This is a genomic window from Halobacillus salinarum, assembly GCF_022919095.1.
Classification (GTDB): domain Bacteria; phylum Bacillota; class Bacilli; order Bacillales; family Halobacillaceae; genus Halobacillus_B; species Halobacillus_B salinarum.
This window is the reverse complement of record NZ_CP095073.1, coordinates 1,476,684-1,489,886: the sequence shown is the minus strand read 5'-3', so window position 1 is coordinate 1,489,886 and position 13,203 is coordinate 1,476,684. Positions and strand designations below refer to the sequence as shown.

General features: G+C 39.9%; 17 protein-coding genes. 6 read left to right on the top strand and 11 right to left on the bottom strand.

Features of this window, described 5'->3' with window-relative positions:
- Positions 1 to 17: 17 nt before the first annotated feature.
- The gene (locus MUN89_RS07560; RefSeq protein WP_244712631.1) at positions 18 to 494 is read right to left on the bottom strand and encodes a DinB family protein; all 477 of its coding nucleotides are present in this window, start codon (positions 492 to 494) and stop codon (positions 18 to 20) included.
- A gap of 228 nt (positions 495 to 722) precedes the next feature.
- Between MUN89_RS07560 and MUN89_RS07555 the strand changes: the two genes are divergently transcribed.
- Complete coding sequence (locus MUN89_RS07555) at positions 723 to 932, top strand: hypothetical protein (protein WP_244712630.1); 210 nt, start codon at positions 723 to 725, stop codon at positions 930 to 932.
- A 434-nt stretch (positions 933 to 1,366) separates the two neighbouring features.
- On the opposite strand, the gene MUN89_RS07550 is transcribed toward MUN89_RS07555, so the two are convergent.
- From MUN89_RS07550 to MUN89_RS07525, 7 genes are all read right to left on the bottom strand, one after another.
- On the bottom strand, positions 1,367 to 1,870 hold the full coding sequence (locus tag MUN89_RS07550) for a DinB family protein (protein ID WP_244712629.1): 504 nt from the start codon (positions 1,868 to 1,870) through the stop codon (positions 1,367 to 1,369).
- An 81-nt stretch (positions 1,871 to 1,951) separates the two neighbouring features.
- A complete protein-coding gene (locus tag MUN89_RS21815) occupies positions 1,952 to 2,086 on the bottom strand; it encodes a hypothetical protein (RefSeq protein ID WP_256464020.1) in 135 nt (44 codons plus the stop codon).
- Between the two features lie 228 nt (positions 2,087 to 2,314).
- Positions 2,315 to 2,536, bottom strand: coding sequence for a DUF3953 domain-containing protein (locus tag MUN89_RS07545; protein ID WP_244712628.1), 222 nt, complete (start codon positions 2,534 to 2,536; stop codon positions 2,315 to 2,317).
- 77 nt (positions 2,537 to 2,613) lie between these two features.
- Positions 2,614 to 3,147, bottom strand: a complete 534-nt coding sequence (locus MUN89_RS07540) for a GNAT family N-acetyltransferase (RefSeq protein WP_244712626.1) — start codon at positions 3,145 to 3,147, stop codon at positions 2,614 to 2,616.
- 149 nt (positions 3,148 to 3,296) lie between these two features.
- A complete protein-coding gene (locus MUN89_RS07535) occupies positions 3,297 to 3,875 on the bottom strand; it encodes a histidine phosphatase family protein (protein WP_244712624.1) in 579 nt (192 codons plus the stop codon).
- Between the two features lie 118 nt (positions 3,876 to 3,993).
- Positions 3,994 to 4,170 (bottom strand): hypothetical protein, encoded by a 177-nt coding sequence (locus MUN89_RS07530; RefSeq protein ID WP_244712622.1) that lies wholly within the window; start codon positions 4,168 to 4,170, stop codon positions 3,994 to 3,996.
- Positions 4,171 to 4,390: 220 nt separating this feature from the next.
- Positions 4,391 to 4,936, bottom strand: a complete 546-nt coding sequence (locus tag MUN89_RS07525) for a TetR/AcrR family transcriptional regulator C-terminal domain-containing protein (protein ID WP_244712620.1) — start codon at positions 4,934 to 4,936, stop codon at positions 4,391 to 4,393.
- A gap of 169 nt (positions 4,937 to 5,105) precedes the next feature.
- Here MUN89_RS07525 and MUN89_RS07520 point away from each other — a divergent pair, with 169 nt between their 5' ends.
- The 3 genes from MUN89_RS07520 to MUN89_RS07510 all read left to right on the top strand — a co-directional run bounded on the left by MUN89_RS07520 (position 5,106) and on the right by MUN89_RS07510 (position 7,676).
- Positions 5,106 to 6,032 carry an alpha/beta hydrolase gene (locus MUN89_RS07520; protein ID WP_244712618.1) on the top strand — a complete coding sequence of 309 codons (927 nt, stop codon included), beginning with the start codon at positions 5,106 to 5,108 and terminating at the stop codon, positions 6,030 to 6,032.
- A gap of 69 nt (positions 6,033 to 6,101) precedes the next feature.
- The gene (locus tag MUN89_RS07515) at positions 6,102 to 7,019 is read left to right on the top strand and encodes an alpha/beta hydrolase (RefSeq protein WP_244712616.1); all 918 of its coding nucleotides are present in this window, start codon (positions 6,102 to 6,104) and stop codon (positions 7,017 to 7,019) included.
- Positions 7,020 to 7,043: 24 nt separating this feature from the next.
- Entirely contained in the window at positions 7,044 to 7,676 is a 633-nt protein-coding gene (locus MUN89_RS07510; protein WP_244712614.1) for an SDR family oxidoreductase, read from the top strand.
- A gap of 225 nt (positions 7,677 to 7,901) precedes the next feature.
- Here MUN89_RS07510 and MUN89_RS07505 read toward each other — a convergent pair whose 3' ends face one another.
- Both MUN89_RS07505 and MUN89_RS07500 read right to left on the bottom strand, forming a co-directional pair.
- Positions 7,902 to 9,086, bottom strand: a complete 1,185-nt coding sequence (locus tag MUN89_RS07505) for a PDZ domain-containing protein (protein WP_244712612.1) — start codon at positions 9,084 to 9,086, stop codon at positions 7,902 to 7,904.
- 85 nt (positions 9,087 to 9,171) lie between these two features.
- Positions 9,172 to 10,662: a S41 family peptidase gene (locus tag MUN89_RS07500; protein ID WP_244712611.1), complete on the bottom strand. Its 1,491-nt coding sequence runs from the start codon at positions 10,660 to 10,662 to the stop codon at positions 9,172 to 9,174.
- Between the two features lie 254 nt (positions 10,663 to 10,916).
- Here MUN89_RS07500 and MUN89_RS07495 point away from each other — a divergent pair, with 254 nt between their 5' ends.
- On the top strand, positions 10,917 to 11,621 hold the full coding sequence (locus MUN89_RS07495) for a DUF2711 family protein (RefSeq protein ID WP_244712609.1): 705 nt from the start codon (positions 10,917 to 10,919) through the stop codon (positions 11,619 to 11,621).
- Positions 11,622 to 11,629: 8 nt separating this feature from the next.
- Here the strand turns inward: MUN89_RS07495 and MUN89_RS07490 are convergent, their stop codons facing one another.
- A complete protein-coding gene (locus MUN89_RS07490) occupies positions 11,630 to 12,238 on the bottom strand; it encodes a TetR/AcrR family transcriptional regulator (protein ID WP_244712607.1) in 609 nt (202 codons plus the stop codon).
- A gap of 167 nt (positions 12,239 to 12,405) precedes the next feature.
- On the opposite strand from MUN89_RS07490, the gene MUN89_RS07485 reads away from it, so the two are divergent.
- On the top strand, positions 12,406 to 13,167 hold the full coding sequence (locus MUN89_RS07485; RefSeq protein ID WP_244712606.1) for an SDR family oxidoreductase: 762 nt from the start codon (positions 12,406 to 12,408) through the stop codon (positions 13,165 to 13,167).
- Positions 13,168 to 13,203 lie beyond the last annotated feature (36 nt).

Sequence of the window (13,203 nt, the reverse complement as noted above, 5' to 3'; positions counted from 1 at the left end):
GATTATATAGTTATCCTTTATGTAAATAATCCTCTGTCAATGAGATTTGCCGTAATAGGTTTCCATCCTATTTCACGTGCCCATACTGATAATTGACCGACGTGGTGGATTTCGTGGGCGATGACATGGCGCATGACTTCCCCGTATCTAAAACTAAACGTCTTACCATTGGAATCAACTTCTGTAAGTTGCGTGTTTTCCATATTGTCCGTCCAGGATTTAATAAATGATTCTACTTCTCCATGATATTGCCTTGAAAGTTTCCGAACTTTAGATAAGCTTGCATAGGATTCAAAGGGTGGTTCCTCAGGTTCTGGTTTACCCTGCAAGCCACAAATCCAGCTGTATTCAACATCCACAATGTGAAATAGAGTATATAAAATGCTGCCAACTCCGCCTACTCGCTTTTTTAACAATTCTTCTTCAGGCACTGTTTCACACCAGGAAAACCAATCATCCCGAACCTGCCAATTGTATTCAAACAGCTTTTGCATATCCTATCTCTTCCTTTCTAATTTTCTAGCAGACTCCGTCTTTTAGTATGTTCTTCAAAAAAGTACTTAAACCTCGCACAGGATTGTTGCTCTAGTCCGTCAAACGGCATACATAAATGATGAAACAGACTTTTGAGATAAAAATGGGTTGATATACAAGCAAAGTCCTTAATCTCAAAATATACTGATAGTTATAGATTAATATTTTTGGAAAGGAGTTTCTTTTCTATGTACCCTACTTGTGATGGATTAGCTAAAATTCTACAATGTCAAATAAACAGAACAGTAGCTTTGCTGCTTGGAAGTGGAGATATTCAAAATCTTGTTGTTAAAAAAGTTGAAAATGGAGTAGTTTCTGGTAAAGATTTGAACAATCCGCAGGCAGTCTATTTTGTAGCTATTGATAAAATTGAACGTATTATCACATATCCAAATTAAGTTTAACCTCTTGAGGAGACTACTAGAACTTCTCAGTGCAATTGAAGGGGTTCCCTTTCCCATTCCCCCCCCCTGGATCTTTATGCGAACTAGCCAGATATTTTCCAAGCCTTGCAATTGATTTTTATTGGTTTGATATGGGTTTTCATTAATACTCCATAAAAGAAAGGGGTTAAATTCTTACAGCTAGCCACTTTTACTTTTAATTAGGGGTAGGGTCAGGAAAAATACGGATTTACAACGCTAAGCAATTTAGAGTATAGAAAAATCGGTTCCTAAACTTTGTAAAGGAGCTGATTTTTGATTTGTCTTATTAAGCTAAAGCCCCCTAAGCATGAAGACTAGATATCGATATATATAAATATAATCTCAAATTAAGCAAAACGATTGCATTTAATTATTGAAAACCTGTGGTTATAAGCTAGCAGTTAGACTTAAAGTGGTGGATTTTCCACACCTAAATGAATCCAATCTTCTTTAGGTGGTCCATAAACTCCAAAAGGTTTGATTCCTGCCTGACGTATCAGAATGGTAACTTGTCCACGATGGTGAATAATGTGTTTGATTAATCCCATTAAAATTTGAGCATTTGATTCTTCCCTTCCAAATGCATTTTGCACTTCCTTCAGAGAATCATCTGTCCATTGTTGCTCAATCACTTGAGAAGCGTAAGAACTTATTCTTTTAAAGGTTTCAGCAATCTCTTTCGCTGAGTTTGGAACGCTATTAACATTTTCTACTCCATTGATATTCAACCCAAAATGAGCTAAATATTCAGGAATATTAGTCGTAAAATGCCAAGCGATCCTTCCTAAAGTGCGACCTTCAGGATAAACTCTTTGTTTTAAAGAATCATCTGTCAATCCCTCCAAAACTTTTTGAGTGAGAGCCATTTCTTTGTTCCATTCTCTAATAAAATCTGCAATTGTTACATACATAGATAATACCTCCTTATCGTTTCCACACCCTCCAAAATAAAAACGACCCCTCTTGTTTAACAAAACTACCTCAAAATTTAATTAATTTTCTTTGCCAACTCTAAAATTCACTTCTACTTCCCCTAGAACAGTATGATGAGCTTTGGCTGCAGGAGAAATAATTACAATTCCACCCACATCATCTATTCTTTGGATCTCCATATCACGTGCCTCCATTATCACATAGTCTCCTAAGAATTTATTCTCGATTGGTTAACGCTTCTCCTCTTTATCTAACAATATGGTCTATTCTTATTACGAAATCGCGTTTCTCATTATCCTGCCCATTAACAAAAAAGCGATTGCTCTTATTGAACAATCGCCCCCGTTTTTATAAGACTTGATTTCGAGACACTCAGTCCTATTTATATCGAAATTCTTACTCAGGTTTTTAGTTTGATTGTTTTACAAAGTATAAATACCAACGAAAAAACTAAATACAGCTGCAAGGAGTGATGGGAAAGCCATTGGTTTTCGTTTTTGAAATTCAGTAAGCCCCGTCACAAGAAGCAATCCGCCTATTAATAGCAAAACATAAGGCATTATTATTCCAGTTTTTCCAGATATCAAACCATAACTAGGTAGAGCAACTACAATAGTCGTCAAAATTATTCTAAGTATTTTCACCAGTTCTCTCCCTCTCTAAAATAAAATTTAGTCCTGGATCAGAACTTTTCCTAAAACAAAGTTAAATTATATACCTCTTAAAGATTTGCCCACAAATCATCAACAAGCATTCCATATACAATACTGTCTGTCCACTCACCTTTACTCCAATAATCCTGTTTGAAGTGCGCTTCCTTTCTCATCCCTATTCGCTCACACAACTTTTGGGAGGCTAAATTCCTCGCATCCAATGTAGCTTGGATCCGATGCACCTTTACTTCTTCAAATAAATTCTTCACTAATTGATTAACTGCTTCTGTTGCATATCCCTTGCCTGAAATTTGAGCCGAAAAGCTATAGCCAATTTCAACCGTATCTTTAGTCCCTGTAAACCATACAGATAAATCACCAATAACGCTCGTACTCTCGACTACTGCCAGGCTTAAGCTAGATTCCTTAGTTAGAGAACAATTCTCTAATTTTTTATCAAATAACTCCTGCATATTTTCAAGAGTCCATTTATCGTGTAGTAGATACCTACATGTCTCACTGTTATTGTAGATGTTAAATACATCTTCTATGTCAGTGCTCTTAAATGGTCTGATTTTTAACCTTTCAGTAGTGAATTTCAAAAGAACCTCTCCTCTTAAGCTCCATTTAAATCTTTGCTAAGCTTCTATTTCAGAATTGCCCCATATCACGTAAGACTTGATATCTATATAAAAATAAGACGAATTGTTATTTTACTTCTAGTTTCTGAGGAGAGAATTGTATTCTCCGCCTAACAATTTACACTTAACCATCCTGTTTCTTTAGGAAAATCCTCTCTGGTTAATGTTCTACCCGTAATAACCTCTCTAAGAGAAGTTATTGTGCCATCATGGGAAACGATATGTATTTTGTTGTTTATGTTAATCTTCTCACATACTTCAAGTAATTCTTCTGCCAGTACCTTGAACTTTTTCGTTGGCATAGTATTAATTCCAAATTTCCATAAGTCGTCGTGCAGGCTTTCATGTATATCAAAATCAGGAAATCTATCTACAATTTCTTCTTTTGACAATATTTCATCACACGGTAAAGTCTTTCCTTCAGGAAGTTGTGGAAACATTCTTGGTCCAACTAATGGACTGACCAATTTCCCCAATTGTACTTCTTGACCTAAAATAGAAGCTGTATGCAATGTTCTTTGTGTAGGACTAGCTACAATTACATCTTTTTCTGTCAGTGAAAGTTTCTCTTTTAGAACTGTTGCTTGGTTCATTCCTTCTTCTGTTAATAACGGGTCAGAAGTATGTAAGCCTTTGGGCACATTTAATGTATGTTCTCCTTGTCCATGCCTGATAAATACTATTTCCATTATTTCATCTCTCTTTCTGTAAATATTCCATTAAAGAATTGCCCCAATTTCTATAAGACTTGATTTCGAGCTGTTTTTTGCGGATCAATAACTCACATACCCGTTAACGGAACTATAACTAAAGGCTTTGAAAAAGCGTAATGGTTATAAATAAAGTAGATAAAGAACCAGCAGTCAGCAATGTTATCATTTTCCTCCGGTTTATTTCTTTTGCAGGTTTTACAACCTCTATAGACACCGTAACCCATGTAGCCATAGATACTATAACTAAGAGAAATAAAAATTCATCAGACATACTACACACCTCCATAATTCATATATCCAAATTTCAAATATTAAAATAAAATGCTCAATTAATTAAAAAGCTAATACGGCTATATTTATAGACTAAGCACTCTATTCAACAATTGCCCCCAATAGTTGAAGACTCGACTTCGAGATAATATATCAATAAGCTACAAACCTCTATTAGTGACCTACAAACACATCATTAGTAGTTAAACAACGACAAGCAGCTAAAGATTTCGCTTTACTAATTGACCGACTTGCATGGCTACTGTTTTCGTGTCCCCTGCTAGTTCCTCTAAAACATATGATTCCATTACTCCTACCACAGCCATGCCTAAAAATTTCAAAATCATATCCTGATCTATTTGTTCGTTCAAAGGAGAATCAGGATCTAGTTTTTTCTTTAAATCATTGATGACAAAATCTAATAATTTTCGCCTAAAAGACAAGGTACTATGGCTTTTAAAAAGGGCGGCAAAGAAAGCTCGATGTTCCTCGAAATATTCAAACCATATAACAGAACCTTCAAAGAAATCTACCGTTTCCTTGTACTTACATATCTTCGTCAGTTCCTCCAAGTGACCATCGACAATATGGTCTAATAGATCATATTTGTCTACGTAGTGTAAATAGAATGTTTTTCTACCAAGATCAGCCTTTTCTGCAACATCTTTTACGGTGATCTCGTCAAATCCTATGTCGATGACCATTGCTAAAAATGCGGACTGAATAGCCTTTTGCGATTTCAGTTTTCGGCGATCTATTGTACTCATAACACACTTCCTTTATTTCATTTACTACACACTATTAAAAATGTGTGTAGTAATACTCAAAATTGAAATGATGGTTATTGATATTATCTATCGTCCACCCTAACATTATACATGTGGTCATTATGACACACAAGAGTATTTAAATATTTAAACAAAGGTGGTCTTGAACATGGCAATGAAAAAACAAGATGTAACGTTTAATGCAAATGGTTTCCAATTAGCAGGCGTTTTACGCATACCTGAAAATACTTCAGGCAAAAAACCTGCAATCGTTTCTGTTCACCCAATAAGCAGTTGTAAAGAGCAGACCTCAGGGATTTATGCGGAAAGGTTATCGAATCTAGGATATATCACGCTCACCTTTGATGCCTCTTATCAAGGGGAAAGCGAAGGAGAACCTCGTTATGTTGAAGCTGCTTATGCACGTGTAGAAGATATCCGGTCGGCCATAGATTTTTTAATGACACGAGACGAGGTTGATGAAAACCGGATTGGTGTCCTGGGGATTTGCGGAGGCGGAGGTTATTCGGTAACGGCTACAATGACAGATCGACGAGTTAAAGCCCTCGGGACGGTGGCAGGTGTGAACATCGGCCGCATGGATCGTGAAGGGGACGGATCACCAGATGCAGCCATTAGAACGTTAGAAAAAGTGAGTGAGCAAAGAACGTCTGAAGCGCGTGGGGCTGATGCCTTCATTACGAACTATATTCCGAATACGCCTGAAGAAAGAGATGAGGTTGGCATCAAAACCCTAGACATCTCAGAAGCTGTAGATTACTACAGAACTTCAAGAGGATATCACCCGAATTCACAAAACAAGCGAAAATTTACTAGTATTGATAAAACGATGGCTTATGATGCCTTTCATCTAGCCGATCAATTGCTGACACAACCTTTACAAATCATTGTTGGTGCAAAGCCAGGTGAGTTTGGTTCCTATCGAGATGGGTTTGAGCTTTATAATAAGGCGGCTTCTGAAAAGAAAAATTTATATGTGATGGAAAATGTAAGTCACTATGATCTCTATGACTTACCGAAAGCTGTCGATCCAGCTATGGGAAAATTGGAAGCTTTTTATAAAGAAAACCTGTAATCCTGTATGAAGTTTCAAAGATCTGTGCTAAACAGCAATTCATATTAAATCAAACGGGAGGATTGTAACATGAAACAAAATATGAATTTTAAAAGTAAGACAAATGTATTAGCAGCTTTTTTATATTTACCAACAAATTTTGATGAAAATAAAAAATATCCTGCGATCACCGTAGCGCACCCAGGGGGCGGAGTAAAAGAACAGGCAGCTAGTACGTATGCTGAAAAACTATCAGAGTTAGGATTTGTGACGTTAGCCTATGACGCTTCCCACCAAGGAGAAAGTGAAGGAGATCCAAAATACCAAGAGGATCCCTACGCACGTACAGAGGACGTAAGAGCTTCTGTTGATTATTTAACAACACTTAATTATGTGGATGTTGATAATATTGGGGCATTAGGCATTTGCGCCGGAGGTGGTTACAGTGTAGCAGCTGCCCAAACAGAAAGAAGAATAAAAGCATTAGCAACGGTCAGCATGGTAGATATCGGTTCCTTATTTAGAGAAGGCGTTGATCGAATCGTTCCGGTTGAACAGCAAATTGAACTTCTAGAACAAGTGTCCAACCAGCGTACAGAAGAAGCGCAAGGAGGAGAGGTTTCTTTTACAACTTATGTTCCAGATGAAATCGACGATTCCATGCCAATTAGAAGTACAATGGCTGAAGGCCATGAGTACTATGTAACTGATCGCGGCAGACACGAGAATGCACCGAATCGCTTTACCTTAAACAGCTTTAGCGAAATCGCCACATTCTCAGCTTTTTCTCATATTAATCAACTGTTAACTCATCCGTTTTTATCCATTGCTGGAAGCGATGCGGACACCCGTTATTTCAGTGAAGAAGCGGTTGAGCAAGCTGCAAGTAAGAACAAAGAACTGTTCATTATTGATGGCGCGACCCATGTAGGACTTTACGATATTCCTGAGTATGTTGAACCTGCCGTTGAGAAGCTTCATAGCTTTTTCTCTAAGTATATAAAATAAGAAACCGAAAGGGTTTGATCTTCGATGAATGTTTTAATTCTAGGAGCGAATGGACAAATTGCACGCTATGCGATCGATTTATTTCTTAAAGATACGAATGCAAATTTAACCTTATATCTCCGTAACGCCGAGAGACTAAGCGAATATCAATCGGATCATGTTAAAGTTATGGACGGGGATGTGCTGGATGATCAGAAGTTAAAACAAGCCATGACAGGAATAGATGTCGTATATGCCAATCTATCTGGAGATATGGAAGGACAAGCTAAAAGCATTATTAAAGCAATGAAGGAAACCAATGTGACACGCCTCATCTTTATTACAACCTTAGGTATCTATGATGAAGTGCCTGGAGAGTTTGGGGAGTGGAACAACCAAACCATTGGTCCATATTTAGAGCCTTACCGGATTGCAGCTGATCTGATTGAGGATTCCGGATTGAATTATACGATCATCAGACCAGCTTGGTTAACGCATAATGATGAAATTGATTTTGAGATCACAGATAAAAGTGAACCTTTTAAAGGAACTGAAGTTTCAAGAAAAAGTGTAGCTTCTTTAGTAGTAGATATTGCAGAAAATCCTGAACTTCATTCGAGACAAAATATTGGTGTAAACAAACCTAACACAGAGGGGCCGAAGCCTGCCTTTTATTAAGTTTAAAGTTAGATTTTTCATTAGACTAAGCGCCAAATTTTAATTATTATGGCGCTTAGTTTTTTTAGTTTTATTTCCAATTATCTCGAAACTGAGCCTTCCGCAATCCCGCCCTTATCTTGAAGATTCAGTTTCAAGACAAATAAAAAAACAGTAGCCTTCCCTCCCATTGTCGAAGAAAAGACTGCTGTTTACATACTGTAAAAATAAACTAACTTACTGCTATCAATACGATTGGTACCTTTCCTCATCCGCAGCATCCACAAATACGATGCCCAGCTCGTGATGCTCCCCCTGATAAATCGCTCGCTGAACGTAGCGGTTTTCCCCTTGCTGGTCAATGACTTCCAATTTGCTGAAGGCGCCGTTCTTTTGAAGAGCTTCATAGTACTGACTTTCACTATGGACAGGGAGTGCGTTGACACGGATGACGACCTCTCCCGCTTTCACTCCCATCTTCTCCCCAGGGCTTCCTGGTATAACTCCTAGAACTCTTAATCCGCGGGATGGGGTTGAAAAAAAAGGATGGTGATCATCGCGCAGCCTGTAAAAAATGTATAGGCTTTCTCTTCCCAGCAGCGCAAGTGCAACGGAGGCTAAAGAGAGTGCTGGTACGAAAAAACTGCTGATAGCAAGTATGAGCACTGGCAAACTAAGCACCAGCGTTTGCTTTCCGAGTCTTTTGGCCGCTGTAACCGGCAGTTGTCCTTTTGCGATCCATTCCCATCCGGTTAGAAAGGGAATGACGACAAGGCCGAATTCACTATCATTAATGGACAACAAGGGCCACCAGGGTGCGAAAGAATCAATCAACCCAGCTGGAAAAAGGGCAAGAACTGGAACAACCATCAGCTTGCGCACCCGGTGCTGTCCGACCCACTTTCCCCGGCTGCCTTTTTTACGTTCAGGATAACTGTCTCCTGCTTTTGTACGAAACAACCCTATGCCCTCTGTCATCAACAAGAGAGAAAGCAATAATGCAACTCCAACTAATGAAACGTTGGAAAGTGCGTTGATCCAGGTTGTTTGCTGCAGCTGATCCGGAAGATATGGAATAGCAAAAAGTAAAAGAAAGCTGATTCCTAATGTGTAGACAGCGGAAAAATAAGTTAGCTTCAGCGGCAAGCTTACGAGCAGCGTTACGCAGAATAAAAGCAGGAGAAAAGGAAAAGGAATTTCCACGCCGGTGCCAACCATGACGGCGCTTATGAATAATCCGGCCATACCCGCTGTACCCCACGTGCCTTTCCATTCAGAAAAAGGGTTGAAAATACGGGTCCCAAACCCGCTTCTCTCCTTTTTCACACGGAGATGAGAAAGAATAAATAGGAAAATAAATGCAAAGTAAAAAAGCGGCTGGATCAATAAACGTCCCGCTCCTTTTACCAACTCTAACAACCATACTTCCAAAGCCATTACTCCTTTCAGACATCACGAAAAAATCCGCAGTCCGAGACTACGGATATAATTCGTGATCAAGCGCCTAATTCCCTGCTTATTTAAAGAGAGCATCCAGCGCTTTTTTCATTTGAAGATCATTCTTATCATCGCGTACTTCCTTAACGACTTTCTCTTCAATCTTTCCACCTGTTTTTTCGTCAATCTCTCCAGTGACCTCAAGACCGGCATCCTTTTGAAATGCTTTTACGGCATCTACTGTCTCTTTATCAAAGTAGCCGTCTTTTCGTCCAGGATCATACCCGAGTCCCTCAAGCATCGTTTGCAGATTTTTCACTTTGTCGCTCGTGTCATCATATTTCAATGCAACTTTAATCTCGACCGGGTTTGTGTAGAAGTAATCCGGCTGTTTTACTTTCACGGTAGGCTGGATGCCTTTTTTATGGATCCAGTTGCCATCCGGCGTCAGCCATTTAAATAGTGTTAATTTAATCGTGCTGCCATCCCCCATAGGAATCGCTTGCTGTACCGTACCTTTTCCGAAGCTTTTTGTACCGACTAAGTCATAGCCGCCAGCTTCCTTCATGGCTGAAGCAAGGATTTCTGAAGCTGAAGCACTGCCTTCATCCATGAGTACGGTTATCGGATAATCCTTTTTCTTCTCCAACTCAGAAAAATACCGTGATTTTTCTCCATTTCGGTCTTCTACTTGGACAATAGGTTTATCCTTTGGTATAAACTGTTTAAGTATTTCCTCAACATCCTGCAGCAAGCCGCCTGGGTTGCCGCGAACATCGATGACCAACCCTTCAATTCCGTCATCCTCGAGCTTAGTTAAAGCCTTCTTAAATTCATCGGATGTTTTTTCAGAAAATGAAGTGATTTCTAGCACGCCGACTTTTTTACCGTCGACGGTTTTTGTATCTGAATAAACGGTTTCCAATGGGATGTCGTCTCGGGTGATATTTACGGTTAATAAATCTTCAGATCCCGGGCGGTCAATTTGCAGCTTCACCTCGCTGCCTTTCTTGCCTCGGATCTTCAGAACGGCATCGTAAAGTTCCATCCCCTCGACGCTTTTTCCATCGACCTTCAGGATCTGATCATTAGGCTTGATTCCTGCTTTCTCTGCAGGTGAACCTTTAATAGGTGCAACAACGGTGACCTTGTCATCTACCATGCTCACTTCGGCACCGATGCCTTCGAAGGATGATTCGATCGTTTGGTTGAACTGTTTCATGGTGTCCTTATCCATATACACACTGTATGGATCGTCAAGCTTGTCCAGCATTCCCTGAATGGCCCCTTCCACCAATTCCTGCTGATCCACGTCCTTGACATAATTATCTTTTATCACACTGTAAGCTTGTTCGACTTTCTTTAAGTCGGTATTCCCGACTTTATCCAAAAATTCTTTCTGCTCTTCTTCGGATAAGCTTCCGAAATTTTGTGCACCCTGATCAGCGTTAGCTGTCTGCTTTTGTCCTCCAGGATCGCCAAAATATTGCATCCCTATATAGGTACCCGCAGCCCCTACTAATACCGCAAGTGTCACTAGCAACGCAACAAAACGCGGCTTAAAATTCATCGCATTCACCCTTCTGTGTTAATTTTCTCGCTCCCTCTATAGTAGCAAATAAGGCACCATAACGTAAATGAGCGATGGCGACTATTCTACTCTATGTGCACCGGTTCAAAAGCATGTCCTTTTTGCAAAAAAAAGCGTTCGACCATAAGTGTATAGCAATCATAATAGAGATGCCACAATTTAGTAAAATTAAGTTTACTAGAACTCACCTTAACGTGTTAAGCTGTAAGAACTAAATAGAGAGGGCGATGCCGTTGAAATACTTCTATCCACTAGGAAAAAATCCTGAAAAAGATCCCGTCGTCGAGCACCTCCCAAAAGGCTTTCAATCCGCTGCTAAAATTTTTTATCCTTTTATACGAATGCCCTCAGGATGGCAGGCTGAGCAGAGTGCCATTTCTCACCGCTATTACCCTGTCAAAAAAGATATACTTGAATACGGAACTCCCATTACCTGGGAAGCTCTCCGTCAAAAGACAGGATTAAAGACGATAGCTCAGATGTCCATCGCCGTCACCGCCCGACTAACAGATGGTTTAGGAAGAGAAATCTACCAGCGTCCAGAATTAGCGGATCTAGTAGAAGAAGCGATGGATGCGAATGTATATTTTCCATTGGAGGATGAATTTCCAGTTTTGATCATGAAGGATATGCTAAAGGTTTTAGGATCAAATGGCGCCAGGAAAATTAAATTTGATAAGTTAGCCGTAGAAGGAGGAACATACGAATTACATCGAATCAAGACTGCCGACCTGCTTGAATTATGCACCGATCAACTAACGATTGTAGATGAAAACGAAGAATTCGGGTTTACGTGCTTTTTCGATGAGGCAGCTGCTGTTTTCTTTACCAAACACAGCCATATGAATGTATTAAAAGGCTCGGGGCTGGAAGGAGTTTTCCTCTATGAAACGACTCCGTCCGTCTGGGAACCACATCCTTATCAATACTTCTGCTAATTCCTCTGCTAGTCTACGTTTTCAGCGTCAGCCATAGAGACGACTTGCACCGCCTTATCAGGGTGGTAGGATAGAATTTGGATTAACTGCTCTGCCATATAAGCAGGGGTATATTTAAAATCGCTGTGAATCCATTCCAGAATTAATCCAAACAGAGCATAAGAATAGTAGCTGGTAAGAAAATCTCCGTTTATATCATTTGCAGAATCAATCAATACCAAATCCTCACGATTGAGTTTTTTTAACACTTCACATATTTTATTTTGAAAGCCGGGGATCACATTAGCGGTAACAATTGAACGATAGAAGTCTGCGTAAGAATAGACATGTTCGAAGATTTTTACTTTGGAGGATGTTAACTCCTCCATCACGAATTTATCCGCATGAACGTACGGAGCCCTGTAGGAACGGACTAAGTCTTCCAGCACATCATCAATCATTTCTTCCAGTAACTCTTCCTTTGTATGGTAATGTTTGTAAAACGTACCTCGATTTAGATCTGCATGCTGAACAATTTCAGTAATCGTAATTTTGCTGAAGTCTGAAGCCTTCATAAGCTGGAGAAGCGCTGCTTTTAGTGCATCTTTAGATTTGTGCACCCTTCTATCAACAGCCATAAACATCCGCCTCCAATTTGTTCATTTACGAGCATTTGCTGAACACTATTCCTCTGTTTGTTGGCTAATCAACACTTCTGAATCGTTTGTATATTGCTACTTAAAAGTATAATCGATTACACTTAAAGTGTAAAAACAGAAAGCGATTTCATGAGGAGGGGAACCGAATGAGATTACAAAATAAAACAGCTGTTGTCACTGGTGCAGCTTCAGGAATGGGAAAAGCCATAGCTGAGTTATTCGCCCGTGAAGGAGCAAATGTCATCCTTGCTGATTTAAATCTTGATGGAGCGGAACAAACAGCAAATGCGATTACAGCCAATGGCGGCACAGCAAAAGCGGTTCAAGTAAATGTGACTGAAGCAGCGGACATCGACCAGATGATCGACATGGCTGTCGATGAATATGGGACGCTGGATATTCTAGTGAATAATGCAGGGGTTATGGATGGCTTTGAACCGGTAGGAGAAATCACAGACGAAAAATGGGACTTCATTTTTGAAGTCAACACGAAAGGCGTGATGCGCGCCATTCGAAAAGCCATGCCGATTTTTTTAGAAAAGGAACAGGGGGTCATCATTAATACAGCGTCCACTGGCGGATTCAGTGGAGCTCATGCCGGAGCAGCATATGGGGCATCTAAGCACGCCGTCATTGGCTTAACTAAAAACACCGGGTTTATGTATGCTAACAAAGGCATCCGTTGTAACGCCATCGCTCCCGGAGCAGTTGAAACAAATATCGGATCAAGCATGACGAACATCAGTGAATTCGGGATGGAACGAGCTGGCTTAACTCACGGATTATCACCAAGATCCGGACAGCCGGAAGAAATCGCTCAAGCAGCTTTATTTCTCGCGTCAGATGATGCGAGCTTTGTCAACGGTACAGTGATTACAGTAGACGGCGGCTGGACTTCTGCCTTTTAACGGCAGCATTTGACTTAACTTCAAAGAGAGGACTTT

Excerpts from the sequence above, each read along its gene's own strand:
- MUN89_RS07515 (WP_244712616.1), top strand. The coding sequence starts at position 6,102 with ATGAAACAAAATATGAATTTTAAAAGTAAGACAAATGTATTAGCAGCT.
- MUN89_RS07560 (WP_244712631.1), bottom strand. The coding sequence starts at position 494 with ATGCAAAAGCTGTTTGAATACAATTGGCAGGTTCGGGATGATTGGTTT.
- MUN89_RS07490 (WP_244712607.1), bottom strand. The coding sequence starts at position 12,238 with ATGGCTGTTGATAGAAGGGTGCACAAATCTAAAGATGCACTAAAAGCA.
- MUN89_RS07555 (WP_244712630.1), top strand. The coding sequence starts at position 723 with ATGTACCCTACTTGTGATGGATTAGCTAAAATTCTACAATGTCAAATA.
- MUN89_RS07485 (WP_244712606.1), top strand. The coding sequence starts at position 12,406 with ATGAGATTACAAAATAAAACAGCTGTTGTCACTGGTGCAGCTTCAGGA.
- MUN89_RS07535 (WP_244712624.1), bottom strand. The coding sequence starts at position 3,875 with ATGGAAATAGTATTTATCAGGCATGGACAAGGAGAACATACATTAAAT.
- MUN89_RS21815 (WP_256464020.1), bottom strand. The coding sequence starts at position 2,086 with ATGGAGGCACGTGATATGGAGATCCAAAGAATAGATGATGTGGGTGGA.
- MUN89_RS07520 (WP_244712618.1), top strand. The coding sequence starts at position 5,106 with ATGGCAATGAAAAAACAAGATGTAACGTTTAATGCAAATGGTTTCCAA.
- MUN89_RS07510 (WP_244712614.1), top strand. The coding sequence starts at position 7,044 with ATGAATGTTTTAATTCTAGGAGCGAATGGACAAATTGCACGCTATGCG.
- MUN89_RS07500 (WP_244712611.1), bottom strand. The coding sequence starts at position 10,662 with ATGAATTTTAAGCCGCGTTTTGTTGCGTTGCTAGTGACACTTGCGGTA.
- MUN89_RS07550 (WP_244712629.1), bottom strand. The coding sequence starts at position 1,870 with ATGTATGTAACAATTGCAGATTTTATTAGAGAATGGAACAAAGAAATG.
- MUN89_RS07530 (WP_244712622.1), bottom strand. The coding sequence starts at position 4,170 with ATGTCTGATGAATTTTTATTTCTCTTAGTTATAGTATCTATGGCTACA.
- MUN89_RS07525 (WP_244712620.1), bottom strand. The coding sequence starts at position 4,936 with ATGAGTACAATAGATCGCCGAAAACTGAAATCGCAAAAGGCTATTCAG.